General features: G+C 69.6%; 21 protein-coding genes and 2 tRNA genes. 5 read left to right on the top strand and 18 right to left on the bottom strand.

Features of this window, described 5'->3' with window-relative positions:
* Window positions 1-6: 6 nt before the first annotated feature.
* From ACZ8ZB_RS17070 to ACZ8ZB_RS17055, 4 genes are all read right to left on the bottom strand, one after another.
* Entirely contained in the window at window positions 7-1,125 is a 1,119-nt protein-coding gene (locus tag ACZ8ZB_RS17070; protein ID WP_470738557.1) for a class E sortase, read from the bottom strand.
* Window positions 1,122-1,796, bottom strand: coding sequence for an aminodeoxychorismate/anthranilate synthase component II (locus ACZ8ZB_RS17065; RefSeq protein WP_470738556.1), 675 nt, complete (start codon window positions 1,794-1,796; stop codon window positions 1,122-1,124). Before ACZ8ZB_RS17065 ends, ACZ8ZB_RS17070 begins: the two co-directional genes overlap by 4 nt.
* Entirely contained in the window at window positions 1,793-1,954 is a 162-nt protein-coding gene (locus ACZ8ZB_RS17060; RefSeq protein ID WP_185931086.1) for a hypothetical protein, read from the bottom strand. The genes ACZ8ZB_RS17065 and ACZ8ZB_RS17060 overlap by 4 nt, the downstream gene beginning before the upstream one ends.
* 196 nt (window positions 1,955-2,150) lie before the next feature.
* The gene (locus tag ACZ8ZB_RS17055; RefSeq protein WP_470738555.1) at window positions 2,151-2,930 is read right to left on the bottom strand and encodes a DUF881 domain-containing protein; all 780 of its coding nucleotides are present in this window, start codon (window positions 2,928-2,930) and stop codon (window positions 2,151-2,153) included.
* 141 nt (window positions 2,931-3,071) lie between these two features.
* On the opposite strand from ACZ8ZB_RS17055, the gene crgA reads away from it, so the two are divergent.
* Window positions 3,072-3,326 carry a cell division protein CrgA gene (gene crgA, locus ACZ8ZB_RS17050; RefSeq protein WP_053635432.1) on the top strand — a complete coding sequence of 85 codons (255 nt, stop codon included), beginning with the start codon at window positions 3,072-3,074 and terminating at the stop codon, window positions 3,324-3,326.
* A 277-nt stretch (window positions 3,327-3,603) separates the two neighbouring features.
* On the opposite strand, the gene ACZ8ZB_RS17045 is transcribed toward crgA, so the two are convergent.
* A complete protein-coding gene (locus tag ACZ8ZB_RS17045; protein ID WP_470738554.1) occupies window positions 3,604-4,491 on the bottom strand; it encodes a rhomboid family intramembrane serine protease in 888 nt (295 codons plus the stop codon).
* Window positions 4,492-4,597: 106 nt separating this feature from the next.
* A complete protein-coding gene (locus tag ACZ8ZB_RS17040; RefSeq protein ID WP_030820063.1) occupies window positions 4,598-5,125 on the bottom strand; it encodes a peptidylprolyl isomerase in 528 nt (175 codons plus the stop codon).
* A gap of 339 nt (window positions 5,126-5,464) precedes the next feature.
* Between ACZ8ZB_RS17040 and ACZ8ZB_RS17035 the strand changes: the two genes are divergently transcribed.
* On the top strand, window positions 5,465-6,166 hold the full coding sequence (locus ACZ8ZB_RS17035; RefSeq protein ID WP_470738553.1) for a DUF5324 family protein: 702 nt from the start codon (window positions 5,465-5,467) through the stop codon (window positions 6,164-6,166).
* 125 nt (window positions 6,167-6,291) lie between these two features.
* On the opposite strand, the gene ACZ8ZB_RS17030 is transcribed toward ACZ8ZB_RS17035, so the two are convergent.
* Window positions 6,292-6,364 (bottom strand) — tRNA-Ala (locus ACZ8ZB_RS17030).
* Between the two features lie 182 nt (window positions 6,365-6,546).
* Here ACZ8ZB_RS17030 and ACZ8ZB_RS17025 point away from each other — a divergent pair.
* Both ACZ8ZB_RS17025 and ACZ8ZB_RS17020 read left to right on the top strand, forming a co-directional pair.
* On the top strand, window positions 6,547-7,095 hold the full coding sequence (locus ACZ8ZB_RS17025) for a helix-turn-helix domain-containing protein (protein WP_470738552.1): 549 nt from the start codon (window positions 6,547-6,549) through the stop codon (window positions 7,093-7,095).
* A gap of 85 nt (window positions 7,096-7,180) precedes the next feature.
* The gene (locus ACZ8ZB_RS17020; RefSeq protein ID WP_470738551.1) at window positions 7,181-8,755 is read left to right on the top strand and encodes a serine/threonine-protein kinase; all 1,575 of its coding nucleotides are present in this window, start codon (window positions 7,181-7,183) and stop codon (window positions 8,753-8,755) included.
* Between the two features lie 23 nt (window positions 8,756-8,778).
* On the opposite strand, the gene ACZ8ZB_RS17015 is transcribed toward ACZ8ZB_RS17020, so the two are convergent.
* Both ACZ8ZB_RS17015 and ACZ8ZB_RS17010 read right to left on the bottom strand, forming a co-directional pair.
* Window positions 8,779-10,164, bottom strand: a complete 1,386-nt coding sequence (locus ACZ8ZB_RS17015; protein WP_470738550.1) for a hypothetical protein — start codon at window positions 10,162-10,164, stop codon at window positions 8,779-8,781.
* A gap of 96 nt (window positions 10,165-10,260) precedes the next feature.
* Complete coding sequence (locus ACZ8ZB_RS17010) at window positions 10,261-10,389, bottom strand: DLW-39 family protein (protein ID WP_003999697.1); 129 nt, start codon at window positions 10,387-10,389, stop codon at window positions 10,261-10,263.
* A 339-nt stretch (window positions 10,390-10,728) separates the two neighbouring features.
* Here ACZ8ZB_RS17010 and ACZ8ZB_RS17005 point away from each other — a divergent pair, with 339 nt between their 5' ends.
* On the top strand, window positions 10,729-11,097 hold the full coding sequence (locus ACZ8ZB_RS17005; protein ID WP_470738549.1) for a DUF6344 domain-containing protein: 369 nt from the start codon (window positions 10,729-10,731) through the stop codon (window positions 11,095-11,097).
* Window positions 11,098-12,057: 960 nt separating this feature from the next.
* Here ACZ8ZB_RS17005 and ACZ8ZB_RS17000 read toward each other — a convergent pair.
* The 9 genes from ACZ8ZB_RS17000 to dnaA all read right to left on the bottom strand — a co-directional run bounded on the left by ACZ8ZB_RS17000 (window position 12,058) and on the right by dnaA (window position 24,932).
* A tRNA-Ile gene (locus ACZ8ZB_RS17000) sits at window positions 12,058-12,134 on the bottom strand.
* Window positions 12,135-12,255: 121 nt separating this feature from the next.
* Window positions 12,256-13,002: a DUF3566 domain-containing protein gene (locus ACZ8ZB_RS16995; RefSeq protein WP_470738548.1), complete on the bottom strand. Its 747-nt coding sequence runs from the start codon at window positions 13,000-13,002 to the stop codon at window positions 12,256-12,258.
* A gap of 18 nt (window positions 13,003-13,020) precedes the next feature.
* Complete coding sequence (gene gyrA, locus ACZ8ZB_RS16990; RefSeq protein ID WP_470738547.1) at window positions 13,021-15,615, bottom strand: DNA gyrase subunit A; 2,595 nt, start codon at window positions 15,613-15,615, stop codon at window positions 13,021-13,023.
* Window positions 15,616-15,657: 42 nt separating this feature from the next.
* Window positions 15,658-17,718 (bottom strand): DNA topoisomerase (ATP-hydrolyzing) subunit B, encoded by a 2,061-nt coding sequence (gene gyrB, locus ACZ8ZB_RS16985; RefSeq protein WP_470738546.1) that lies wholly within the window; start codon window positions 17,716-17,718, stop codon window positions 15,658-15,660.
* 432 nt (window positions 17,719-18,150) lie between these two features.
* A complete protein-coding gene (locus ACZ8ZB_RS16980) occupies window positions 18,151-18,693 on the bottom strand; it encodes a DciA family protein (RefSeq protein WP_470738545.1) in 543 nt (180 codons plus the stop codon).
* Window positions 18,690-19,811 carry a DNA replication/repair protein RecF gene (recF, locus tag ACZ8ZB_RS16975; RefSeq protein WP_470738544.1) on the bottom strand — a complete coding sequence of 374 codons (1,122 nt, stop codon included), beginning with the start codon at window positions 19,809-19,811 and terminating at the stop codon, window positions 18,690-18,692. Before recF ends, ACZ8ZB_RS16980 begins: the two co-directional genes overlap by 4 nt.
* 72 nt (window positions 19,812-19,883) lie before the next feature.
* Window positions 19,884-20,759, bottom strand: coding sequence for a phosphogluconate dehydrogenase (NAD(+)-dependent, decarboxylating) (gnd, locus tag ACZ8ZB_RS16970; protein WP_371238624.1), 876 nt, complete (start codon window positions 20,757-20,759; stop codon window positions 19,884-19,886).
* 223 nt (window positions 20,760-20,982) lie between these two features.
* Window positions 20,983-22,113, bottom strand: coding sequence for a DNA polymerase III subunit beta (gene dnaN, locus ACZ8ZB_RS16965; RefSeq protein ID WP_030820091.1), 1,131 nt, complete (start codon window positions 22,111-22,113; stop codon window positions 20,983-20,985).
* An 890-nt stretch (window positions 22,114-23,003) separates the two neighbouring features.
* On the bottom strand, window positions 23,004-24,932 hold the full coding sequence (dnaA, locus tag ACZ8ZB_RS16960; RefSeq protein WP_470738543.1) for a chromosomal replication initiator protein DnaA: 1,929 nt from the start codon (window positions 24,930-24,932) through the stop codon (window positions 23,004-23,006).
* Window positions 24,933-25,204: the final 272 nt, after the last annotated feature.

The raw sequence follows: 25,204 nt of genomic DNA, 5'->3' as shown, positions 1-25,204 counted from the left end.
CTGCCCTTAACTGACGAGCGCATCCGGCTTGCCCTTGCTGCGCGGCCGTTCCTCGACCATCTTGCCCCAGACGATCAAGCGGTACTTGCTGGTGAACTCCGGTGTGCAGGTGGTCAGCGTGATGTAGCGGCCGGGCCCGGTGAAGCCCGAGTCCTTCGGCACCGGATCGAGGACGCTCACGTTGCTCGGTGGCGTCACCGGCAGTATCGACGCCATCTTGTAGACGAAGTACTCGTCCCGCGTCTCGACGACGATCGGGTCGCCCGGCTCCAGCCGGTTGATGTACCGGAACGGTTCCCCGTGCGTGTTGCGGTGGCCCGCGAGTCCGAAGTTGCCGGTCTTCGCGTCCGGCATAGCCGTCTTCAGCGCGCCCTCCGCGTAGTGCCCCACCATGCCGCGGTCGAGCACCTTCTTGCTGCTGATGCCCTCCGCGATCGGCACCACCACGTCCAGCTTGGGGATGTGCAGCAGCGCGAAGCCCTCCCCCGGCTCGAACGCCCCCGGCTTGCGCTCGCCGCTCTCCCAGTCCTTCTGGAGGTCGCTGACCTCCTGGCCGGCCTGTGCCTGCGCCCGCACGTTCGTCCACCACAGCTGGTAAGTCACGAAGAGCAGCATCAACACCCCGCAGGTGATGAACACCTCCCCGATCGCCCGGCTCGCGACGACCGCCGGGCTCGCTTTGCTCGCCCGCGCCCGCCGCCGCGCCTCCACCCTCGACAGCGGCGCCCGTGACGCCCCCTCGGACGCCTCTGACGCCGCTTCCCGCCCCGCGCCCGCGCCGGGGCCCTCCACGGCCTTGCGAGAGCCTCCACGGCGCCCGTGGCGCTTCCTGGCGGCCTTCCTGCGGGCCGCACGCCCGCCCGGTGCCGCTAAAGCCGACGCGGGCTCCTCACGCTCCGTCCGCTCCGGCGGCTCGGGGATCCGCAGCGCCACCGTCTCCTCGTCGACCGGCGGCAGGTACGCGGTGTCCCCGGAAGCGCCGCCGTAGGAGTCGGGCGCCGTGCCGTCGTACCAACCGCCCCCGTACGCACCCGGCTCCCCGTACGGCTGCCCGCCGTACGGGGTGCCCTGCTCGCCGGCGCCGCCATGGGCGTCGGACTCGCGCTCGGGGCGCAGCGCGGTCACGCCGAGGACCTGCCCACCACCGGGGCGAGCCCCGCCGACCTCGCCACCGCGCCGTCGTCGCCGCACTCCACCAGCCAGTTGGCCAGCATCCGGTGGCCGTGTTCGGTCAGCACCGACTCGGGGTGGAACTGCACGCCCTCGACCAGGAGTTCACGGTGCCTCAGTCCCATCACCATGCCGTCCGGCGTCCTGGCCGTGACCTCCAGCTCGGCCGGCACCGTGGCCGGTTCGGCGGCCAGCGAGTGATAGCGGGTGGCCGTGAACGGGGAGGGCAGGCCCGCGAAGACGCCCTTGCCCCCGTGCTCCACCGGCGAGGTCTTGCCGTGCAGCAGTTCGGGCGCCCGGCCCACCACACCGCCGTACGCCACCTGCATCGACTGCATGCCGAGGCAGACGCCGAACACCGGCACCCCGGTGGACGCGCAGTGCCGCACCATGTCCACACAGACGCCGGCCTCCTCGGGAGTGCCCGGGCCCGGCGACAGCAGCACTCCGTCGAAACCTCCCCCACTCTCGGCTCCGCTCGAGCGGGAGGCGCCCCCACGGACGTGCGCCGTCGACACCTCGTCGTTGCGCAGCACCTCGCACTCGGCGCCCAGCTGGTACAGGTACTGGACCAGGTTGAAGACGAAACTGTCGTAGTTGTCGACGACGAGAATGCGCGCGCTCACTGGTTGTCCACCGTCACATCGTTGAAGGGCAGCAGCGGCTCGGCCCACGGGAAGACGTACTGGAAGAGGACGTAGACCACGGCGACGATCAGCACCAGTGAAATGAGTGCCCGCACCCATCCGTTGCCCGGCAGATGCCGCCAGATCCAGCTGTACATGCCGTCCCTTCCGTCGTACCACGGCACCAGACCCACGCCGTACGCCAACAGACTAACGGCGCGCCCCCTCCGGTTTCCCGGTCTCCGGAGGCTGCGGGGGATCAGGACGGGCCGGGCCGCGTGCACCCACGAGTACGTGGATCGGGGCCGATCGCCTCGATGCCCGGCATGTTCCACGTGAAACCGGGACGGGCCGCTACTCCACGGGCTTCGCGTAGTGCAGGTCCACCGTGCCCGAGTAACCGGGCAGGGTCACGGTCCCGTTGTCCTCGACCTGCCAGCCGAGCCCGTAGACGTTGACGTACACCATGTAGTTCTGGATCGCCGGCGAGGCGCTGAGCGCCTTCTTCAGCTTCCCGGGGTCACCGACCGCCGTGATCTTGTACGGCGGCGAGTAGACGCGGCCCTGCAGGATCAGGGTGTTGCCCACACAGCGCACCGCGCTGGTGGAGATCAGCCGCTGGTCCATGACCTTGATGCCCTCGGCGCCGCCCTCCCACATCGCGTTCACCACGGCCTGCAGGTCCTGCTGGTGGATGACCAGATAGTCGGGCTGCGGCTCGGGATAGCCGGGAAGCCTGGCGGTGGCGTCCGGCGGCGCGTCGTTGAGGGTGACCGTGATCGCCTCACCCTCGAGCTTCTGCGTGCCGGCACGCTTCTCCAGGTCGGCGAGCTTGTCGTCCTCCGCCTCGGTGCTGCCGTCGTCACGTTCCGCGAGGGACTCCACGTCCTCGCGCAACGCGCCGTTGGACTCCTCCAGCTCGCCGTTCTTGCGACTGCGCTCGTGGATCAGGTCGGAGAGCTTCAGCAGCGAGGCGTCCGTGCGGATGTTGGTGCCCTTGGCCGTGTCGAAGCTGGTGAAGAAGATGAGTCCCGCCAGGGCGAAGACGCCCGCGGTGAGGATCCGCACGGGCCTCGGACGGCGCCGGCGGACAGGACTGGATTCCTTCCCGGGAAAGTCGGCAGAATTGCTCAACGTACCCTTATCTCCTTCGGCGCCGCGGAAGCACTACGCTAACGGACGCCCGGGGGAGCGCTCAGAGTCCCCTTGTACGCTGCTCCGAGCCCGACCCAGTTCCCTGCGCGGCCACGCAGCGCATCGACAGGAGAGACCCTCGTGCCGAAGTCACGTATCCGCAAGAAGGCCGACTACACGCCGCCGCCGGCGAAGCAGACGACCGCGATCAAGCTGACCAACCGCGCCTGGGTCGCGCCGGTGATGCTGGCCCTGTTCCTCATCGGGCTGGCCTGGATCGTCGTCTTCTACGTCACCGACGGTTCGCTGCCCATCGACGCCCTGGGCAACTGGAACATCGTGGTGGGCTTCGGCTTCATCGCCGCCGGATTCGGCGTCTCCACCCAGTGGAAGTGACGCTCGCCGAACGGTGATCGTTCCCTGCCCGGAGCTGTCGAACAGCTCCGGGCAGGGTCGCCCTCCGAGTTATCCACACCCCTTGTCCACATGTGGATAGCAGACCTGATCTGTGGATAACTTTCGAAACGTTGACACCGGTGCGACAGACGCACCGGTAACCGAGAATCTGTTCGCATACCGCTTGAGCTGGGGAAACACTGGCCGCCGCCCCAGCGCGAAACCCCCTTTACACCCTGTGCACAAGATCCGCCACTGACTGTGGACAACTCGGCGCTCAGGTAAGCTGCGCCGTCCTCAACAGGGTCATCAGGACGACCGCGGCCAGCACCAGCGCACACGTGCCGTACTGCACCAGCGCCCGCCGCTCCCGCGGAGCGTGCACCATGGCGTACCCGACCACGACACCGGCGACGAGTCCGCCGACGTGGGCCTGCCAGGCGATGTTGCCCCAGCCGAATGTGATGATCACATTGATCACCAGCAGGGCGATGATCGGGCGCATGTCGTAGTTGAGCCGGCGCATCAGTACGGCGGTCGCGCCGAACAGTCCGAAGATCGCACCCGAGGCGCCGAGCGAGGCCGTGGTCCCCGCGGCCAGCAGATAGGTCAGCGCACTGCCCGCCAGGCCGGAGACCAGGTAGAGCGCCAGATAGCGGGCCCGGCCCAGAGCCTGCTCCAGGGGCCCGCCGAGCCACCACAGACCGAGCATGTTGAAGGCGATGTGCCAGATCTCCTCGTGCGTGAACATCGAGGTGAACAGGCGGTACCACTCGCCCTCGGCCACCCCCTCGGTGGGCATGAACGGTGCCGGCGGCCAGACGCCGACCAGTACGAGGGGATCCAGCAGGGACGGCCGGGCCTGCACGGCGATGAACACCGCGAGATTGATCCCGAGGAGGATCTTGGTGATCAGCCGGGGGTCCGCGGCGACGGCTCCGCCGGCGAGCGTGCGGGGCACGGAGGCCGCGGGCGCGTGTCCCGTGCCCGAGCCTCTGCGGACGCACTCCGGGCACTGGAACCCGACCGCGGCGTCGACCATGCACGCGGGGCAGATCGGACGCTCGCACCGGGTGCAGCGGACACCGGTCTCGCGGTCCGGGTGGCGATAACAGACGGGGACGCGCTGGGCGTCCTGCGGGCTGCCGGCAGCCTGGTCGTCCATGGGATCCCCTAGGTCGTGTGGAAAAGCCCCGCCCCGCCCATCCTTACGGATGAGCGGGGCGATTGGTTCCCTTCGAGGGCCTGCGCGCCCCGGGGGGACGAGGTGCTCAGCCCTCGTGGATCTCGACGGACTCGATCACCACGTCGTTCACCGGGCGGTCGGTGCGCGGGTTGGTCGGCGCGGACGCGATGGCGTCGATGACCTTCTGGCTGGCGGCGTCGGTGACCTCGCCGAAGATGGTGTGCTTGCGGTTCAGCCAGGCCGTCGGGGCGACGGTGATGAAGAACTGCGAGCCGTTGGTGCCCGGGCCGGCGTTGGCCATCGCCAGCAGGTAGGGCTTGTCGAAGCGCAGGTCCGGGTGGAACTCGTCCTCGAACTGGTAACCGGGACCACCGGTGCCGTTGCCCAGCGGGTCTCCGCCCTGGATCATGAAACCGCTGATCACCCGGTGGAAGACCGTGCCGTCGTAGAGCTTGTCCGTGGACTTCGCACCGGTCTGCGGGTGGGTCCACTCCCGCTCGCCCTTGGCGAGCTCGACGAAGTTCTTGACCGTGATCGGCGCCTGGTTCGGGAAGAGCCGAACCTGGATGTCGCCGTGATTGGTCTTCAGGGTGGCGTTGAGCTGCTCAGCCACGATGTGCCTTCCGTTGTCTTTCCGTGACTCCCTGATCCTCGCACGGACGGGGCGCGCAGTCGCCCGACGCCCGTTCACAGGTGGACGACCAGGCCTTTCCGCTTGCGGAAAACCGGACGAACGGTCCCGTGCCGGGGGCGCGGGGCGGCGATCCGTGGCATTGTCGACGACAAGCTCCCGTTGCCCCGGATACATCCGTTATCGCAGTCCATATCAGTGTCGATCACGTTCACCGGCACCCGGATGCCCGTCCGCGCATGCCGCGCGGCGACCCGGCAGGCATGATCCGTAAAAGGGTGGAAAGTCGAAATACCGTACGCCACCGAGGAGGAGGAACCCGTGACCCGCATCGACAGCGTGCGCGCCGCGACCGGTTCGGCGAAGGACAGCGTGCTGCACGCCGCGGAAGTGGTGGCGCCCTACGCCGACACGGCCAAGGTCAGGGCCGCGCACTACGCGCAGGAGGCCCGCGTACGGCTCGCCCCCGTGGTGACGCAGGCGGCCGGCCATGCCCGCGTCCAGTACGGCGCCCATGTGCAGCCCTATCTGGAACAGGCCCGGACGCATGTGCCGCCGAAGGTCGACCAGGCCGCCCACCAGGCTGTCGACCGCACCCGCAAGGCCGCCCGACAGGCGGCGGAGTACTCCCGTCCGAGGATCGAGCAGGTGGTGGCCGTCGCCGGGCCCGCGAGGGACGAGGCCGCGGCTCGTGGTGCGGCCGCGCTGGTCGCGCTGCGCGGTCAGGTTTCGGCACAGCAGATCCAGAAGCTGGTCCGCAAACAGCGGCGGCGGGCGAAGGCCGGCCGTGCCGCGAGGATGATCCTGATTCTGGGTGCCGTGGCGGGCGGGGCCGTCGCCGCCTGGAAGTGGTGGGACAAGCAGGCCAACCCGGACTGGCTGGTGGAGCCGCCGGCCGCGACGGACGCGTCGTCGGGATCGACGAAGCTGACGTCGGTGGACGGCAGTGGGACCACGCTCGACCCGGAGGTCGAGACCAAGGAGGCCGAGGAGGAAGCCGCCCGGCGCGACGACCAGGCCTGACGCGCGAGGACGCCAACGGCGCGGTGGGGCAGGAGACTTGGGTGTCTCCTGCCCCACCGCGCCGTTTCACGTGAAACAAGGGACCCCTCCCGCCGCGTTTCCGCAGGTGGAAAGGGGTCCGTATGTGGAGCCTAGGGGAGTCGAACCCCTGACATCTGCCATGCAAAGACAGCGCTCTACCAACTGAGCTAAGGCCCCGGAGGAAAGCGTCCACCTGCGAGAACCGCATTCCGGTGGGCGCCTGGGACCAGAGTACCGGGTCCCCCCGGGGATTCCGCAAAAGGATTGGGGGTCCCCGTGACCAACCACTCTCCGTAAGATGCTCGGACGTGGTTCGCTACAGCGAACCACGGTTCTTGGGGAAGCGATGGGGAGACGCAATGGACGCCGCACAGCAGGAAGCCACCGCAAGAGCGCGGGAACTGCAGCGGAACTGGTACGGAGAGCCGCTGGGGACGCTCTTCCGTAGGCTCATAGACGATCTGGGCCTCAACCAGGCTCGTCTCGCGGGGGTTCTGGGACTGTCCGCACCGATGCTGTCGCAGCTGATGAGCGGCCAGCGGGCGAAGATCGGGAATCCCGCCGTGGTGCAGCGGGTGCAGCTGCTGCAGGACCTGGCGGGGCAGGTCGCGGACGGCAGTGTGAGCGCGGCCGAGGCCACCGAGCGCATGGACGAGATCAAGAAGTCACAGGGGGGTTCGGTGCTCAGCAACACCACGCAGACCACGAGCAGTTCGGGGGCGCCCACGGTCAAGCGGGTGGTCCGTGAGATCCAGTCCCTGCTGCGCTCGGTCGCCGCCGCCGGCGACATCATCGAGGCCGCCGACACCCTCGCCCCCACCCACCCCGAACTGGCAGAGTTCCTCCGGGTCTACGGTGCGGGCCGCACCTCCGACGCGGTCACGCACTACCAGTCCCACCAGAACTGATTCCCCGCCCGGCGGCCGGAGGGGGCCGGCTGCCGGGGACGCGCGGACAACGGGGGACACCGCAGGGGAGGGGCGACGCACAGCGATGGGTGAGGTCTTCGCCGGCCGGTACGAACTGGTCGATCCGATCGGGCGCGGGGGTGTCGGCGCCGTCTGGCGCACCTGGGACCACCGCCGCCGCCGTTATGTGGCCGCCAAGGTCCTGCTGCAGAGCGACGCCCACTCCCTCCTCCGTTTCGTGCGTGAACAGGCGCTGCGGATCGACCACCCCCACGTCCTGGCGCCCACCAGCTGGGCCGCCGACGACGACAAGGTCCTGTTCACCATGGACCTGGTGGCCGGCGGTTCGCTGGTCCACCTGGTCGGCGATTACGGCCCGCTGCCGCCGGCCTTCGTCTGCACCCTGCTCGACCAGTTGCTGGCGGGGCTCGCCGCGGTGCACGCGGAGGACGTCGTGCACCGCGACATCAAGCCCGCCAACGTGCTCCTGGAGGCCACCGGCACGGGCAGGCCGCGGTTGCGGTTGTCGGACTTCGGCATCGCGATGCGGCTGGGCGAGCCCCGGCTGACCGAGACCAACCTGGTGGTGGGCACGCCGGGTTATCTCGCGCCGGAGCAGTTGATGGGTTCCGAACCGGACTTCCCCGCCGACCTGTTCGCCGTGGGCCTGGTGGCGCTGTATCTGCTGGAGGGCGCCAAACCGGACGCCAAGGCCCTCATCCAGTACTTCGCCGACCACGGGACACCCGGCGCGCCCCAGGGCATTCCCGAGCCGCTGTGGCAGGTGGTGGCCTCGCTGCTCCAGCCGGATCCGCAGGCGCGGTTCCGCACGGCCACGGGGGCGCGGAAGGCTCTCGCGGTTGCCGCGGAGCTCCTTCCGGATCCCGGACCCGACGACGAGCTGATCGAGATCTTCGACCAACTGGGTCCCCTGCCACCGGGGTTCGCTCCGGACGGTCCGCTGAAGCGGGTTTCGGGCGCGGAGCGTACGGCCTTGGAGGAGGAGCGGGACGCTCTGCCCGGTACCGGGCCCGGATCCGGCCGGGACACGGGCGGTACGGACGCTTCCGGCGGTACGGACGCTTCCGGCGGTACGGGCGGTCCCGGATCCGTCCGGGCGGCCCCGGCAGCGGGCTCCGGCACAGGCTCCGGAGCCGGATCGGGAGCGCTCGGTGCGGGCCCGGACGGGGGTGGAGGCGTCGTCCCCGCCGATCCGCGCCTGGGCACCGCGTCCGACGCCTCCCCGCAGTCTCCCGGCATGTCGGACACCGGAAGCTTCCTCCTGCCGCCGCCCCGGGCCACGATCACCTCCTCCCCCCTGCCCCTTCCGCCGCCGCCCGGACGGGCCCCCCGGGCGCCGGTGCAGCACCGGCCTGTCGTCCCCGTCCCCTCGGCCGCCCCCCACGACCCCACTCATCGGCTGCGCTCCCCCCTGTCACCGCCGACCGCGTACCCCGACGTCTCCACCGCGGAGTACACCGCCCAGGACTCGCAGGATCCGCCTCCGGGCGAGGCACTGCCCCGGAGCGGACCAGCCGCCCCCCGGTCCCACCGCCGGCGCAGCCGCCGCCCCGGCCCTCCGGCACAGGTGGCCGTTCCCCTGCTGCTCCTGGCCCTGGCCTGCTACGCCGTGGGGTTCTGGGCCCTCACGCGCATCTGACCGCCGCTGCCCGCGCCCACGGCTTACGGGGCGGTCCGCCGCCGAGCCGCCAGCGTCCACGCCCCGAGCCCCGCCAGCAGTGCGGTACCGGTGCCGATGCCGCCCACCGCGAGCGCCCGGAGGACCGCGTCGTCGTCCGCGTCCTCGCCCTCGGCCGCCGCCTCCCGGTCCTCCCCCGTGACCGTGAAGACGTCCGGCGGCACGGACTCCCCCGTGTACCCGGGTCCGTCCTGTGCCGCGCCGCTCAGCCGCACCCGTAGCGTCAGCGGAACGGGCCGATCGCCGAAGTCGTCCGCCACCGCGGCCGAGAGGTGCGCGACGAGGTAGTAGGAGCCGGCGAACCGCATCGCCCCGGTCTGACGGCCGGGGGCGTGCCGATTCACGTACGCGACCGGCGGGAGGGGTGCGAGGCTCCCCGCCTTCTGGACGCCGTCGTAGCCGACGCCCACGTCCACGACGCGCCCGCGTACGGGGTTGTAGAGGTCCAGGTCCAGCGCGGCGGCGGTGTAGCGGCCGCCGCCCGTGCTCGAACTGCCCAGTTCGGCGGTGGCGTAGAGCTGTTGACCCCAGTCCACGGGGACCTTGTAGAAGAGTGTCTGGCCGGGGCGGATGTCGTCCCGCCAGACTCCCTGGCCGACGGGGACGGCCCGGGTGAAGCCCGCGCCCCCGGAGCGCCGTTCGGGCTTTCCCGTGAGGGGCTGGGGCGGGGCGGAGTTCCACTCCTTCGGCGCGCTCGTCGCACCGGCCTTCGCGAGAGGTGGCTCCGACACCGTGGTGAGCTCCATCTCCCAGGGGCCGGGGGAGGAGGCCGCGCCGTCCGGGTCGACGCGTTCGACGCTCAGGTAGTACGTACCGGCCTCCTGGCAGAGGGACCTTCTGGGGGAGATCTCCCGCATGGCCCACGCGGCGACCGGATGCGGGCTGCCGGCGGCGCCGAAGCTCGCCGTGTCCACGTCGCAGGAGCGGCCCTCGCCGTCCTGCACGGCCACCTTGACCCCGTCGATGACGGAGGCGGTGCGGCCGGCCGGGGGCACGGCGGTGGCGGATGCGTAGGTGCTCGTGACGCCGTCGAGCTCCAGACGGTAGTAGACCGTGCCGCTCGCCGGGAGGGTGCTCCGGTAGGTGCGGCCGGGCTCCAGTCGTTCCACGGCGTCCGCGGTGCTCACGGCGCCGTCGATGCTCCGCGCGTCCTCGGCGAAGGCGTAGGCCGCGGCGTCCCCGGCGGCCTCGTCCGCGACGGCCGTCCGCCCCTGCGGCACACCGGACGGTGCCAGCACCAGCACGGACGCGAGCGTCACCGCGCCCGCGCGTCCGCCGGCCGAGGGACCGCTGCGCCCAGCCCGACCCGTACCCCGCCGTCCTCTCACGCGCCACCCCTCGTCGTCGCCCGGACGCCGCACCGCGCCCATCCTGCCCCGCGGACGAGGTTCGCCGACAAGTCCCCGCCCGCACAAAACCCCGGCCGCGCAGGCGGCCGGGGTCTGTTCAGCGTCGGATGTCGGTACTCACGAACCCGTGGGCACGGAGTCAGTCGCCTCCGTCCACAGATCCTGCTCGGCGCGATCCGCCTGGATCTGGCGGTACACGAGGAGCCCGCCGATGGCGGCCAGTGCGACCAGGAGAAGCTTCTTCACCGCGCGACCTCGTCTTTCCTTGACGTAGGGGACCTCTGCCGCCCGACTATACACACCGGTCGATACCGATCGGTGACCTGCGTCGCCCCCTCCAACTGCCCTGCGGTACGGCTCAGTAGGAGCGAAGCACGGCAATTCGACCGGAGTGTGACCACGCACGCACGGACGGTCACTTTCGCGGCTTCTCCGCTGCATCCTTATCTTTTCGCCGTTTATGCACCCATCCGTGTGGTGTTCATCTGAACATCCACGCGCCACGGGCGTCGGTCCCCCACTTCGCGAGCCTCATACACATGATGAGGAAAGTACGCAAATCGCCCAACCCGAAAGTGAGGGGCCATGGCCCGGAACAAGGTCATGAAGCTGTGGAACGCCATCGTCACCGCCTTCCTCGCGCTGTGCACGGCGCTCGGACTCATCACCACGACCGCCTCCGCGGCCGTACCGCAGACCGAAGAGACGCGCAACAGCGACAGCGCCCCGAACGCGTCGGCTCCGACGACGGCCCTCTGGTCCTGGTCACTGGTCAGGGCCCTGCCGCCCACGATGAAACAGCGCATCCACGCCGAGGCCCACGGCAAGTCTCCCAGCTGCCGGCACCGCCCGCTCCCGGACACGACGGCGGAGCCCGACTCCGCGGACTGCTCCGACGACACGACGTCCCCCCGCGCAAAACCCGCCGTCGGCCGCATCCCCCTCCAGCGCTGATCGCAAGGGCCGCTCCCGTCCTTCCTCGTGCCGTCACCGCTCCCCCGAGTCCTGGCGAACTTGCGTACAGCACCACGGCCCGAGCCGACACCGGAAGACCCCCAGCCGACACCGGCCGGGGGTCTTCTCGCCGATGGGGCCGACAGGAGGTGAACCGGTGGCCTCCTCCTCATCAGGACGATCGAGGGCGGTTCGCCGACACGGCATACGCCCCCGGGACCTCCCACGGCTGCGCCCCGGCGTCCGGCAGCGACCGGGCTCGTACCGGTTGTCGGCGTCGGGCTTCCGCCCTGCCTTCGGCGCAGCACGGCCCGAGGGCGGGCGACTCCCGACGGGGCGCTGAGCGGAGTGGGAACCGGCGGCGGCCGGCCTTGCGGTCGGGATGCCGGTTGCCGTGGTGACCTCGCCGGTCGGAGGGCCCGGGGCGGCGCTTCCCTTCCCTGTGCGGCTCAGGGTTCTCGCCGTGTCCCACCCGGCCGTCACGCCCACGAACCCGCTGCACCACGTGGTGGCGGGCCCCGCGCCCTGTGGGGCCACCGACGCGACGGCGCTTCGAGAAGGCCACTCGTGCGCCGTCCGGCGCCGGACACCCTGCCCGGCGCGCTCATCCGCGTGTCCGTTCTCCCGGCCCCGAGGTCTCCCGTCTCCTGGCCGCCGCTTCGGCACCGTCCCCCGGCGCCCGGCTCGTCACCCGGACCCTCCGCCCCGGCCCGGAGGAACTCCGACGCCCTGAACCGGCACCACGCACGGCCACCGGCCCGGCTCTCATGGCCGGCGCCCCGGGCAACACCCTCGGCGCCCGCCTGCAGCCGCCCGAGCCCGAGACGTCCCTCCGGCTGCCTTCCGGCACACTCGCCGCGCTCGGCATGCCCGCCGAGCTTCTGGAAGATCCGCTCATCGGCTGATGTCGGCCATGAACGCCGAAGACCCCCGACCGATACCGGAGGGGGGTCTTCACGCTGGTGGGGCTAACAGGATTTGAACCTGTGGCCTCATCCTTATCAGGGATGCGCTCTAACCAACTGAGCTATAGCCCCGCCGCGCTCTGCGGTGTGTGTCCCGCGCGCTGACTCCTGAAGATTAGCGCACGACCGGGGCAGTCCCAAAATCGGTTGTCCGGCGACCGCCGGACGAGCCGGGTGAACCGTTGTGAGCAGCTCACTCGTCCTCGGCCAGCGTCAGCTCCACACCGCCCACGAAACCCGCGGAGAGGTTGTAGATGAACGCGCCGAGCGTCGCCAGCGCCGTCGCCAGGACGACGTCGATGACCGCGATGATCGTCGTGAACATCAGGACGTTCGGCAGCGACAGGAACGACTGGAGGTCGAAGCCGTTCGACTCGTTGGAGCCGGTCGCCTCGGCGATCGTGCCGCCGACCGTCGAGAACACGCCCATGGCGTCCATGACCATCCACAGCACCGCGGACGCGACGATGGTGCAGATGCCGAGCGCGATGGAGAGCAGGAAGCTGACCTTCATCACCGACCACGGGTCGGCCTTCGACACCCGCAGGCGTGCCTTGCGCACGCGCGGGGTGGTGCGCGCCCCCGTACGGGGACGTCGTACCGCGCCGGTCTGACCGGCCGCCGTACCGGCCTGCGCCGGGTAGGCCTGCGGCGGGTGGTACGGACCCGCCTCCTGCTGCGGCTGCCGTTCCCCCGGCAGCGGTGAGGCCGTCTGAGCGGCGGCGCCCTGCTCGGGCGCGGCCTGCTGCGGGCCTCGGGTGTCCGTCACGGTTCCCCCCTGGGATCCCTGCCTGCTGGACGAGGAGGCGCCCTTGGCGGGCGCCTTGATCGCTTTGAGATTGGTCGTGTGCGGATCAGCCGCCCGCGCGGCGGAGCCACGGCCGCCGCCGTCCGTTCCCCTGCTGGTACCGGCCGGTCCGGCGCCCGTGGCTCCGCTCACGCTGACTCACTCCTCGTGCTACTCGGGCGAGGGCACCTCACCCTCGTCCGTGCCGACGGTCGCGTCCCCGTCGGTGGTGTCGTCCACGGCCACGTCGCCGTCGACTTCCTCCGCCTCGCGTCCAGCTTCGGCGTTACGGGCGATGCCGACCACGGCATCGCGCTTGCCCAGATTGATCAGTTGGACGCCCATGGTGTCACGTCCGGTTTCCCTGATCTCGTTGACTCGCGTACGAATCACACCGCCCGACAGCGTGATGGCGAGGATCTCGTCGGTTTCCTCGACCACCAGCGCGCCGACGAGGGTGCCGCGGTCCTCGACGATCTTGGCAGCCTTGATGCCGAGGCCGCCGCGACCCTGGACGCGGTACTCGTCGACGGCGGTCCGCTTCGCGTACCCGCCGTCTGTGGCAGTGAACACGAACGTACCGGGTCGAACAACATTCATCGAGAGCAGCTCGTCCCCTTCGCGGAAACTCATGCCCTTGACACCCGAGGTCGCACGCCCCATGGGACGGAGCGTGTCGTCGGTCGCCGTGAACCTGATCGACTGCGCCTTCTTGCTGATCAGCAGCAGGTCGTCCTCGGACGAGACGAGTTCGGCGCCGATCAGTTCGTCGTCGGAACCGTCCTCCTGCTCCCGCAGGTTGATCGCGATCACACCGCCCGAGCGCGGAGAGTCGTAGTCCTTCAGCGGTGTCTTCTTCACCAGGCCCGCCTTGGTGGCCAGGACCAGGTAGGGCACCGCCTCGTAGTCGCGGATCGCACGGATCTGGGCGATCGTCTCGTCCGGCTGGAAGGCCAGCAGGTTCGCCACGTGCTGTCCGCGCGCGTCCCGGCCGGCGTCGGGCAGCTCGTAGGCCTTCACCCGGTAGACCCGGCCCTTGTTGGTGAAGAACAGCAGCCAGTGGTGGGTGGTGGACACGAAGAAGTGGTTGACGATGTCGTCTTCCTTGAGCTTCGCGCCGCGCACCCCCTTGCCGCCGCGCTTCTGGGCCCGGTAGTCGTCGGTCTTGGTGCGCTTGATGTAGCCGCCGCGCGTGACCGTGACGACGATGTCCTCCTCGGCGATCAGGTCCTCGATGGACATGTCGCCCTCGTAGGGGATCAGCTTCGTCTTGCGGTCGTCGCCGTACTTCTCGACGAGCGCGGCCAGCTCCTGGCTGACGATGCCGCGCTGGCGGACCGGGGAGGCGAGGATCTCGTTGTACTCGTTGATCTTCGTCTGGAGTTCGTCGTGCTCCTGGACGATCTTCTGGCGCTCCAGGGCGGCCAGCCGGCGCAGCTGCATCTCGAGGATGGCGTTGGCCTGGATGTCGTCGATCTCCAGGAGGTCCATCAGGCCCCCGCGCGCGATCTCCACGGTGTCACTGCGCCGGATCAGCGCGATGACCTCGTCGATGGCGTCCAGGGCCTTCAGCAGGCCGCGCAGGATGTGCGCCCGCTCCTCGGCCTTGCGCAGCCTGAAGCGCGTACGGCGGACGATGACCTCGATCTGGTGGTTCACCCAGTGCCGGATGAACGCGTCCAGGGAGAGCGTGCGCGGCACGCCGTCGACCAGCGCCAGCATGTTGGCGCCGAAGTTGGTCTGCAGGTCGGTGTGCTTGTAGAGGTTGTTCAGGACGACCTTGGCGACCGCGTCCCGCTTCAGCACGATGACCAGGCGCTGACCGGTCCGGGACGACGTCTCGTCGCGGACGTCCGCGATGCCGCCGATCTTGCCGTCCTTCACCAGGTCGGCGATCTTCTGCGCGAGGTTGTCGGGGTTGGTCTGGTAGGGCAGCTCCGTGACCACCAGGCACTGGCGGTTCTGGATCTCCTCCACCTCGACCACCGCGCGCATGGTGATCGAGCCGCGGCCCGTGCGGTACGCCTCCTCGATGCCCTTGCGTCCGACCACGAGGGCGCCGGTCGGGAAGTCGGGGCCCTTGATGCGCTCGATGAGCGCGTCCAGCAGCTCCTCGTGCGAGGACTCGAAGTTCTCCAGGTACCACTGGGCGCCGGCCGCGACCTCGCGCAGGTTGTGCGGCGGGATGTTGGTCGCCATGCCGACCGCGATACCGGCCGAGCCGTTGATCAGCAGGTTCGGGAAGCGGGCCGGCAGGACGGTCGGCTCCTGGGAGCGGCCGTCGTAGTTGTCCGTGAAGTCGACGGTCTCCTCGTCGATGTCGCGGACCATCTCCATGGCCAGCGGCGCCATCTTCGACTCGGTGTACCGCATGGCCGCCGCCGGGTCGTTGCCCGGCGAGCCGAAGTTGCCGTTGGAGTCGACGAGCGGCATCCGCATCGACCAGGGCTGGGCGAGGCGCACCAGGGCGTCGTAGATGGAGGTGTCGCCGTGCGGGTGGTAGTTGCCCATGACGTCGCCGACGACGCGGGCGCACTTGTAGAAGCCGCGCTCGGGACGGTAACCGCCGTCGTACATGGCGTACAGCACGCGGCGGTGCACGGGCTTGAGGCCGTCACGGACGTCCGGCAGCGCACGCGAGACGATGACGGACATCGCGTAGTCGAGGTAGGAACGCTGCATCTCCGTCTCGAGCCCGACGGGCTCGACACGCATCGCCAGGGCGTCGTCCTCGGGCGTCGTCACAGGAGTGTTCTCGTCGGTCATTGCTGGTGAAGGTCCTTCCTGGTGCGGTCAGCTGAGACCGACTCAGATGTCGAGGAAGCGGACGTCCTTGGCGTTGCGCTGGATGAACGCGCGGCGGGCTTCGACGTCCTCGCCCATGAGGACCGAGAACAGGTCGTCGGCCTGGGCGGCGTCGTCCAGGGTGACCTGGCCGAGGACCCGGTGCTCCTGGTCCATCGTGGTGACGCGCAGCTCCTCGGCGTTCATCTCACCGAGACCCTTGAAGCGCTGGACGGAGTCCTCGCGGATGCGCTTGCCGGCGTTGCGGCCCATCTCGATCAGCGCGTCACGCTCGCGGTCGGAGTACGCGTACTCGAAGTCGTCCCGGCCCCACTTGATCTTGTAGAGCGGCGGACGGGACAGGTACACGTGCCCGGCCTCGACCAGCGGCCGCATGAAGCGGAACAGGAACGTCAGCAGCAGGGTGTTGATGTGCTGGCCGTCGACGTCGGCGTCCGCCATCAGAATGATCTTGTGGTAGCGGAGCTTCTCGATGTCGAAGTCCTCGTGCACACCGGTGCCGAACGCGGAGATCATCGCCTGGATCTCCTGGTTCTGCAGGATCCGGTCGATGCGCGCCTTCTCGACGTTGAGGATCTTGCCGCGGATCGGGAGGATCGCCTGGTACTGCGGGTTGCGGCCGGACTTGGCCGAACCGCCGGCGGAGTCACCCTCGACGATGAAGATCTCGCACTTGGTGGGGTCGTTCGACTGGCAGTCGGACAGCTTGCCCGGCAGCGACGCCGACTCCAGCAGGCCCTTGCGACGGGTCAGGTCGCGCGCCTTGCGGGCCGCCACGCGCGCGGTGGCCGCCGCGATGCCCTTGCGGATGATGTCCGCGGCCTCGTTGGGGTTGCGGTCCAGCCAGTCGTTGAGGTGCTCGTAGACGACCTTCTGGACGAAGGTCTTCACCTCGGTGTTGCCCAGTTTGGTCTTGGTCTGGCCCTCGAACTGCGGCTCGCTCAGCTTGACCGAGATGATCGCGGTCAGACCCTCGCGGATGTCGTCGCCCGTGAGGTTGTCGTCCTTGTCGCGCAGCAGCTTCTTGTCCCGCGCGTACTTGTTGATGAGCGAGGTGAGCGCCGCGCGGAAGCCCTCTTCGTGCGTACCGCCCTCGTGGGTGTGGATGATGTTGGCGAAGGAGTACACGCCCTCGGTGTAGCCGCCGTTCCACTGCATCGCGACCTCGAGGGACAGGTGCCTGTCCTTGTCCTCGGCCTCCAGGTCGATCACGGTGGGGTGCACCACGTCCCCCTTGCGGGAGTTGAGGTACTTCACGAAGTCGATGATGCCGCCCTCGTAGTGGTACGAGACGGTCTTGACCTCGTGCTTCTCGTCCTCGCCCGCCTCGTCCGCGCCGGCGGTGGCCTTCGCCGACTCGCGCTCGTCGGTGAGGTTGATCCTCAGTCCCTTGTTGAGGAACGCCATCTCCTGGAAGCGCCGGGAGAGCGTCTCGAAGGAGTACTCGGTGGTCTCGAAGACGTCCGGGTCGGCCCAGAAGGTGACCGTCGTGCCGGAGTCCTCCACCGCCTCGTGCTTGGCGAGCGGCGCGGTCGGGACGCCCAGCTTGTAGTCCTGTGTCCAGCGGTAGCCGTCGCGCTTGATGTCGACGGACACCCTGGACGACAGGGCGTTCACGACGGAGACACCGACACCGTGCAGACCACCGGAGACCGCGTAGCCGCCGCCGCCGAACTTGCCGCCCGCGTGCAGCACCGTCAGTACGACCTCGACGGCGGGCTTCTTCTCGACCGGGTGGATGTCCACCGGGATGCCGCGGCCGTTGTCGACGACCCGGACGCCGCCGTCGGCGAGGATCGTCACGTCGATCGTGTCGGCGTGACCGGCCAGCGCCTCGTCGACGGAGTTGTCGACGACCTCCTGCACCAGGTGGTGCAGTCCTCGCTCACCGGTGGAACCGATGTACATACCGGGTCGCTTGCGGACCGCGTCCAGACCCTCGAGGACGGTGATGGCACTGGCGTCGTACGAGGCGGTGACCTCGTTGCCCGAGGTGCTCGCCGCGCTGTTCACGCCGGTGTCGGTGGACGGGATGTTCTCGTTGGGGTTGCCGGAATCGGCCACGAAGCGCCCTTTCTGGCACAGCACGAGCCGGGCTCGTCGGCAGGTTGCCGGAGCGGCTGCGGCATGTTGCGTTGGTAAGCCTTGATCAGCGTTGCTCAGCTTTTCCCGGGCGGTCCCCACAGTCGGGGCGGGATTGTCTTCCATTCTACCGGTAGCACTGACATCGATGGGGGTTTGCGGGCACCTGAGTCCGCATGTGCCGCCCTCAACCGGTCTCGTCCGACTCCCGATATGCGGATGGGGCCCCCAAGAGCCCCACGACGGCACTCAGCGCTTCGGGCCGTCAACCCTTGGCTACTTAGGAGTCAGGTGGCGATTCGCAACCGCGTGCGATGACCCGACGGAACGGAGAACGGCGGCGGTACAGCACCGCCGGCGACCTTGCTGTGATGTCCATCACGTGAGGTCGAAGGGCCCGAAACGGGCGCCGGATCACCCGTACGTGTCCCCGGGACCCGTGCTCCCCGGCGCACGCAGAGGCCCGAAACGACGGGCGGGACCGCCGGGGCCGACGACCTTGATCAACCGCACGGTGCCGTGTCCGAGGTCCTCGTTCAGACGCGCCACCAGAGTCGGCGCGAGCAACCGCAGATTCGTCGCCCACGCCGTGGAGTCACAGCGCACGACCAGCACCCGCTCGTCCTCGTCGTACCGCTCCGGCTCACAGTGCTTGGCCACGTCCTCGCCGACGATCTCCGGCCAGCGCCCCATCACCCCGCCCACCGCGGCAGGAGCCTCCCAGCCGCGCTCCGTGAGCAGCCGGTTGATCGCCGGACCGAGCGCCATCGGATCACGCCGGTCGGCGCGCGCCCCGGAGCGCAGACCGCCGCGCCGCGCCTGCTTCCGCTGCTGCACCGCGTCCCCACGCGCGCGTGCCGCCTCCTTGGCCGCACGCAACGCCACCCGCGCGAGATCGACACCGGACGGCTCGGGGGCCTTCCCGCCACCGCCCGAGGGCGTGCCCGGCCCGCTCATACGCGCTCCACCGTCCCCTCCGCCACGGCGAACCGCACACCCGCCAGCACATGGGGGACGTCGTCGTCGACCGCCGCGGTCACCAGGACCTGCTCGCCGGGCGCCACCAGCTCGGCCAGACGCTCACGCCGCCGCGCGTCCAACTCGGCGAAGACGTCGTCGAGCACCAGCACCGGCTCGTTGCCCTCCGCCCGCAGCAGGTCGTAGGAGGCCAGACGCAACGCCAGCGCGTACGACCAGGACTCACCGTGGGAGGCATAGCCCTTGGCCGGCAGCTGGCCCAGCTTGAGCAGCAGGTCGTCGCGGTGCGGACCGACCAGGGTGACACCCCGCTCGATCTCCGGCTTGCGCGCCTGCGCGAGGGCCGCCATCAACTGCTCGAACAGATCCTCGCGCGTATGCGCCTCGCCGGGCGCGGACGGCTTGTACTCCAGCGCGACCGGCCCACCGCCGGGCGCGAGCTGCTCGTACGCCTTGTCGGCCAGCGGCTGGAGCGCACCGATCAGATCCAGCCGCTGCGCCAGGAGCTCGGCACCCGCACGCGCGAGGTGCTGGTCCCACACGTCGAGCGTGGACAGGTCCAGGGTGCGGCCACCGTGCCGGCGTGCCAGCGCGGCCGACTTCAACAGGGTGTTGCGCTGCTTGAGCACCCGGTCGTAGTCGGAGCGGACACCGGCCATGCGCGGGGAGCGCGCGGTGATCAGCTCGTCCAGGAACCGGCGCCGCTCACCGGGATCACCCTTGACCAGGGCCAGGTCCTCGGGCGCGAACAGCACCGTACGGACGATCCCCAGCACGTCCCGGGGCCTGACCTGCGAGGACCTGTTGATACGGGCACGGTTGGCACGGCCCGGATTCAGCTCCAGCTCGACCAGCTGCTGCCGCTCGCCCTGACGCACCTGGGCCCGGACGATCGCGCGATCGGCGCCCATCCGGACCAGCGGGGCGTCGGAGGAGACCCGGTGGCTGCCTAGGGTGGCGAGGTAGCCGACCGCCTCGACCAGGTTCGTCTTGCCCTGCCCGTTGGGCCCGACGAAGGCCGTCACCCCCGGATCGAGCGGGACCTCGACCCGGGGGTAGGACCGGAAGTCGGCCAGCGACAGATGCGTGACGTGCATGGTCGTTCCGCCGACCTCCCCGGCGTCGTGGACCGCCGCGCGGTCCTGTGGATACGGGACGTGCCCTGTGGACTACTTCTTCTCGACCGCGTGGCCGCCGAACTGGTTCCGCAGCGCGGCGATCATCTTCATCTGCGGCGAGTCCTCCTGGCGCGAGGCGAACCGCGCGAACAGCGAGGCGGTGATCGCCGGCAGCGGGACCGCGTTGTCGATGGCGGCCTCCACGGTCCAGCGTCCCTCGCCGGAGTCCTGCGCGAAACCCCGGAGCCCGTCCAGGTGCTCGTCCTCGTCCAGGGCGTTCACCGCGAGGTCGAGCAGCCAGGAGCGGATGACGGTGCCCTCCTGCCAGGAGCGGAACACCTCACGGACGTCGGTCACCGAGTCGACCTTCTCCAGCAGCTCCCAGCCCTCGGCGTAGGCCTGCATCATGGCGTACTCGATGCCGTTGTGGACCATCTTCGCGAAGTGCCCGGCGCCGACCTTGCCCGCGTGCACCGACCCGAAGTCGCCCTCCGGCTTGAGCGCGTCGAACACCGGCTGCACCTTGGCGACGTCCTCCTTGTCGCCGCCGTACATCAGCGCGTAGCCGTTCTCCAGGCCCCAGACGCCGCCCGAGACACCGCAGTCGACGAAGCCTATGCCCTTGGCCGCCAGCTCCCCGGCGTGCTTCTCGTCGTCCGTCCAGCGGGAATTGCCGCCGTCCACGACCACGTCGCCCGGCTCGAGCAGCTCGGCGAGCTCGTCGATCGTGGACTGGGTCGGCTCGCCCGCCGGAACCATCACCCACACCACACGGGGGCCGCTGAGCTTGCCCACAAGCTCCCGCAGGCTGTGGACGTCGGCGAGGTCCGGGTTGCGGTCGTATCCGAAGACGGTGTGGCCCGCGCGACGAATCCGCTCGCGCATGTTGCCACCCATCTTGCCGAGGCCGACGAGACCGAGCTCCATCAGTTGTGATCCTTAGGTATGCGACGTGGCGTGACGGCACGTACGTGCCGGCGTCCGAGCCTAAACCCGGACGCGCGCGCACATCTGTGGGCATACGCGCTCATGCGCAGCCCACACCTGCGGCTTCCCTCGAAAAGGCGGTCAGCCGCCGAGCCGCACCGGCATGCTGCGGTCCTGTGGGGACGACCTCCACACCCCCAGCGCCCGCCGCGGCGGGCGCACCTCAGCCGCTGAGCCGCACCGGCATGATCAGGTACTTGTAGGCCTCGTCCGCCTCCGCGTCCACCGCCGGACGGCCGCTGAGCAGCGCCGGCTTGGTGGACGTGGTGAAGGACAGCTGGGCCACCGGGGAGTCGATGGCGCTCAGGCCGTCCAGCAGGAACGTCGGGTTGAAGGCGATCGAGATGTCGTCCCCCTCCAGCTGGGCGTCGACCCTCTCCACAGCCTGTGCGTCGTCGCTGGAACCGGCCTCCAGGATGAGCACGCCCTGCTCGAAGCTCAGCCGCACCGGGGTGTTGCGCTCGGCGACCAGGGCCACGCGCTTGACGGCCTCCACGAAGGGGGCGGTCTCGATCACGGCGACGCTGTTGAACTCGGTCGGGAACAGCGTGCGGTACTTCGGGAGGTCGCCCTCCAGCAGGCGCGTGGTGGTACGGCGGCCGGCGCCCTCGAAGCCGATCAGGCCCTCACCCGCACCCGAACCGGACAGCGCCAGGATCACCTGGTCACCGCTGGTCAGCGCCTTGGCGGTGTCCTGGAGCGTCTTGGCGGGGACCAAGGCGACCGCGGAGACCTCCGGGTTCTCCGGCTTCCACAGGAACTCGCGGACCGCGAAGCGGTAGCGGTCGGTGGAGGCCAGCGTGACGGTGTCGCCCTCGATCTCGATACGCACACCGGTGAGGACGGGCAGCGTGTCGTCACGGCCGGCCGCGATGGCCACCTGCTGCACGGCGGAGGCGAAGACCTCGCCGGGGACCGTACCCGTCGCGTTCGGCATCTGCGGCAGGGCCGGATACTCCTCCACAGGCAGTGTGTGGAGCGTGAACCGCGAGGAGCCGCACACCACCGTCGCTCGTACACCGTCTGTGGAAATCTCCACCGGCCGGTTGGGGAGGGCGCGGGAGATGTCGGCCAGCAGACGGCCCGAGACGAGGACCGTGCCCTCCTCCTCGACCTCCGCCTCCACCGACACCCGCGCGGAGACCTCGTAGTCGAAGCTGGACAGGCTCAGCTGGCCGTCCTCGGCCTTCAGGAGCAGGCCGGCGAGGACAGGGGCCGGCGGACGGGCCGGGAGGCTGCGCGCCGCCCAGGCCACTGCCTCCGCGAGTACGTCGCGTTCCACCCGGATCTTCACTGTTGCCGCCTCCTGCTGTTGCCGGCGCTTCTCGCCCTGCCTGGCTTCGTCGTCTGACTCGGTGTCGTCGGCCCCTGGGACGGGAAGGACACCGGGGACCAGTCTGACGCACCGCACTGACAGTAGGTGCCCCTCGGGGTCAAGTCGTGACGAGTGGCAGTCGGGGCCGAGACAGCGAGTTGTGCACAGGGCCCTCTTCGAAACGGATTCCTTGCTCTCTCTAGTTGGGAGTAGTAGTAGGGCCTGTGGATACCGTGGATAACCCTGTTTCCGCAGGTCAGGGTAGGAATTTTGTCCACGGGGCCTGTGGGCCGAGGCAGTGGACAACCGGGCGTCTCTGTGGAGAACAGAAAGTTCTGCACACACCGTGCACAGGGAGGGGCGAGTTCTCCCCAGCTCCGTCCCCAGGTTTGCGGGTCTTTCCCACAGGCCCCTGCGGCAGCCTGATGTGACGCCTTTCACTCGCGTCGGTGAAGAGGCGCGTCACGTTGCCGAACAGTGGACAGTCATGTGGAGAACCGGGTGATCACTGGGGACAACCGCCTCCAGCCTGTGGGTCGTCCGTGGACAACTCGATGCACAGGCTGCGGACCTTCGAGTTGTCCACAGCCTGTGGAGATTGCTCATCCACGTATCCACACCCCGTTGACCTGGCCTGATAGCCCTTCGACAGGTTGCCCTGTGGACAAGATCGGGACAACTTCCCGGTCCCCAGGATGTGGACGGGAAAAAGTCACTGAATCTGTGGACGAAGGCCGTAACCCGGCATCGGAATCGAACACCGCCGGGCCGTCCGACGCGGAGGCGAGGCATCCGAGGTACGGGAAAGGGCGCCTCCGGATCGCTCCGGGGGCGCCCTCGACGACGAAGCCGTCCGGTCCGCGGGCCGTTCAGCCGGCCTTGATGCGGTTGGTGAGCTCGGTGACCTGGTTGTAGATGGAGCGCCGCTCGGCCATCAGGTTGCGGATCTTCCGGTCGGCGTGCATCACCGTGGTGTGGTCGCGGCCGCCGAACAGCGCGCCGATCTTCGGCAGCGACAGGTCCGTCAGCTCACGGCACAGGTACATGGCGATCTGGCGGGCCGTCACCAGCTGCCGGCCGCGGGAGCTGCCGCACAGGTCCTCGACCGTGAGACCGAAGTAGTCGGCCGTGGCACTCATGATGGCCGTCGAGGTGATCTCCGGCGTCGAGTCGTCGCCGCCGGGCATCAGGTCCTTGAGGACGATCTCCGTCAGGCCCAGGTCCACCGGCTGCCGGTTGAGCGAGGCGAACGCCGTCACCCGGATCAGCGCGCCCTCCAGCTCACGGATGTTCCGTGAGATCCGGGAGGCGATGAACTCCAGCACCTCCGGCGGGGCGTTGAGCTGCTCCTGGACCGCCTTCTTGCGCAGGATCGCGATGCGCGTCTCCAGCTCCGGCGGCTGGACGTCGGTGATCAGGCCCCACTCGAAACGGTTCCGCAGCCGGTCCTCCAGGGTGACCAGCTGCTTGGGCGGCCGGTCGCTGGAGAGGACGATCTGCTTGTTCGCGTTGTGGAGCGTGTTGAAGGTGTGGAAGAACTCCTCCTGCGTCGACTCCTTGTCCGCCAGGAACTGGATGTCGTCGACGAGCAGGATGTCCATCTCGCGGTAGCGCTTGCGGAAGCTGTCGCCCTTGCCGTCGCGGATGGAGTTGATGAACTCGTTGGTGAACTCCTCCGAACTCACGTACCGCACGCGCGTGCCGGGGTACAGGCTCCGCGCGTAGTGTCCGATCGCGTGCAGCAGGTGGGTCTTGCCGAGCCCGGACTCCCCGTAGATGAACAACGGGTTGTAGGCCTTCGCCGGCGCCTCGGCGACGGCGACCGCGGCCGCGTGCGCGAAGCGGTTTGACGCGCCGATGACGAACGTGTCGAAGAGGTACTTCGGGTTCAGCCGCGCGGTCGGCTCGCCGGGGCCGGTCGCCGGTGCGGGCTGTGCCGCCAGCGGGCCGGGTGCGCCGGTGGTGGGCAGGTTGGGGCCCACGGGGCCGCCGCGGTGGACGTGCCCGGAGCCGGAGGGGGGGTCGGGCAGTTCGCGGCGCCTGGCGTCGCGCTGGTCGTAGTCGCCGTGTGGCGTCTCGTAGTCGGGACGCTGCTGCTCGTAGGACGGCCGGTCCACGGGCTGGGGGCGGTAGTCCGGTACGGGCGAGCCTGCGCCGTAGCCGTCCTGCGGGCCGTACGCGTCCTGCGGGGGTGTGGCGTACGGGTCCCGCTCCGGGAAGCCGAGGCGCTGCTGCTGCCAGCCGTATTCCTCCTGCGCCGGCCGCGGCCAGGCGCCGGGCTCCGGGCGCTGGTACTCCGACGGGTAGGCGGGGCGGGCGGTGGGCAGCTGGTCCCCGGACGGGCTCTGCTGGTCGGTGCGGCGGCGGCCGTACCCCTCGTAGCCGTCGTATCCCTCGTACGCTTCCCGCTCCTGCCGGTCGGGCCGGTCGAGGTGGTCGGGTCGGTCCTGGCGGACGGGCGGGAGCTCGGGTTCCTCGTAGCGCGGCTGGGACCGGGGCGCCGGTGGGGGCGAGGGCTCGCCGACGGTGTCGTCGACGGTGATCGCGATGCGGATCGGGCGTCCGCACTCGCGGCTCAGGCTCTCGCTGACGACAGGGGCGAGGCGGCCCTCGAGCACGCCCTTCGCGAACTCGTTGGGTACGGCGAGCAGCGCGGTGTCGGCGACGAGGGCCAGCGGCTGGCAGCGTCGGATCCAGTGCTCGTCCTTGACCTCGACTCCTTGTCCGCGGCCTTCTCCGAGGAGTTGCTCCAGTACGCGTGGCCACACTGCGGCAAGATCGGCAGGTACGTCAGCCACAGGACACGCTCTCTCACAGGTCCTCCGATCGTGTGAAGCGAAGGACGGGTCGGGATGTAAATCGGGTGGTGGGGGGTCGAGGAAAGGAATCGTCAAGGGAACGAATGGGAGTCCAGCCACGGTAGTCAGCGCAGCCGGTACGGTTCAAGTTGTTGTCCCCAGGCTGTGGACAAGTGTCTCTCAGTCATCGCCGGTTTGACCGAATGGCGCAGCCGCGCGTACCGTGACCAGGTCGAGTTGTCGATGGCTGCTGCCGCCTGCCTCCGATGGGC

Source organism: Streptomyces sp. 12E (assembly GCF_055633275.1).
This window is presented reverse-complemented; position numbering and strand designations above follow the sequence as displayed.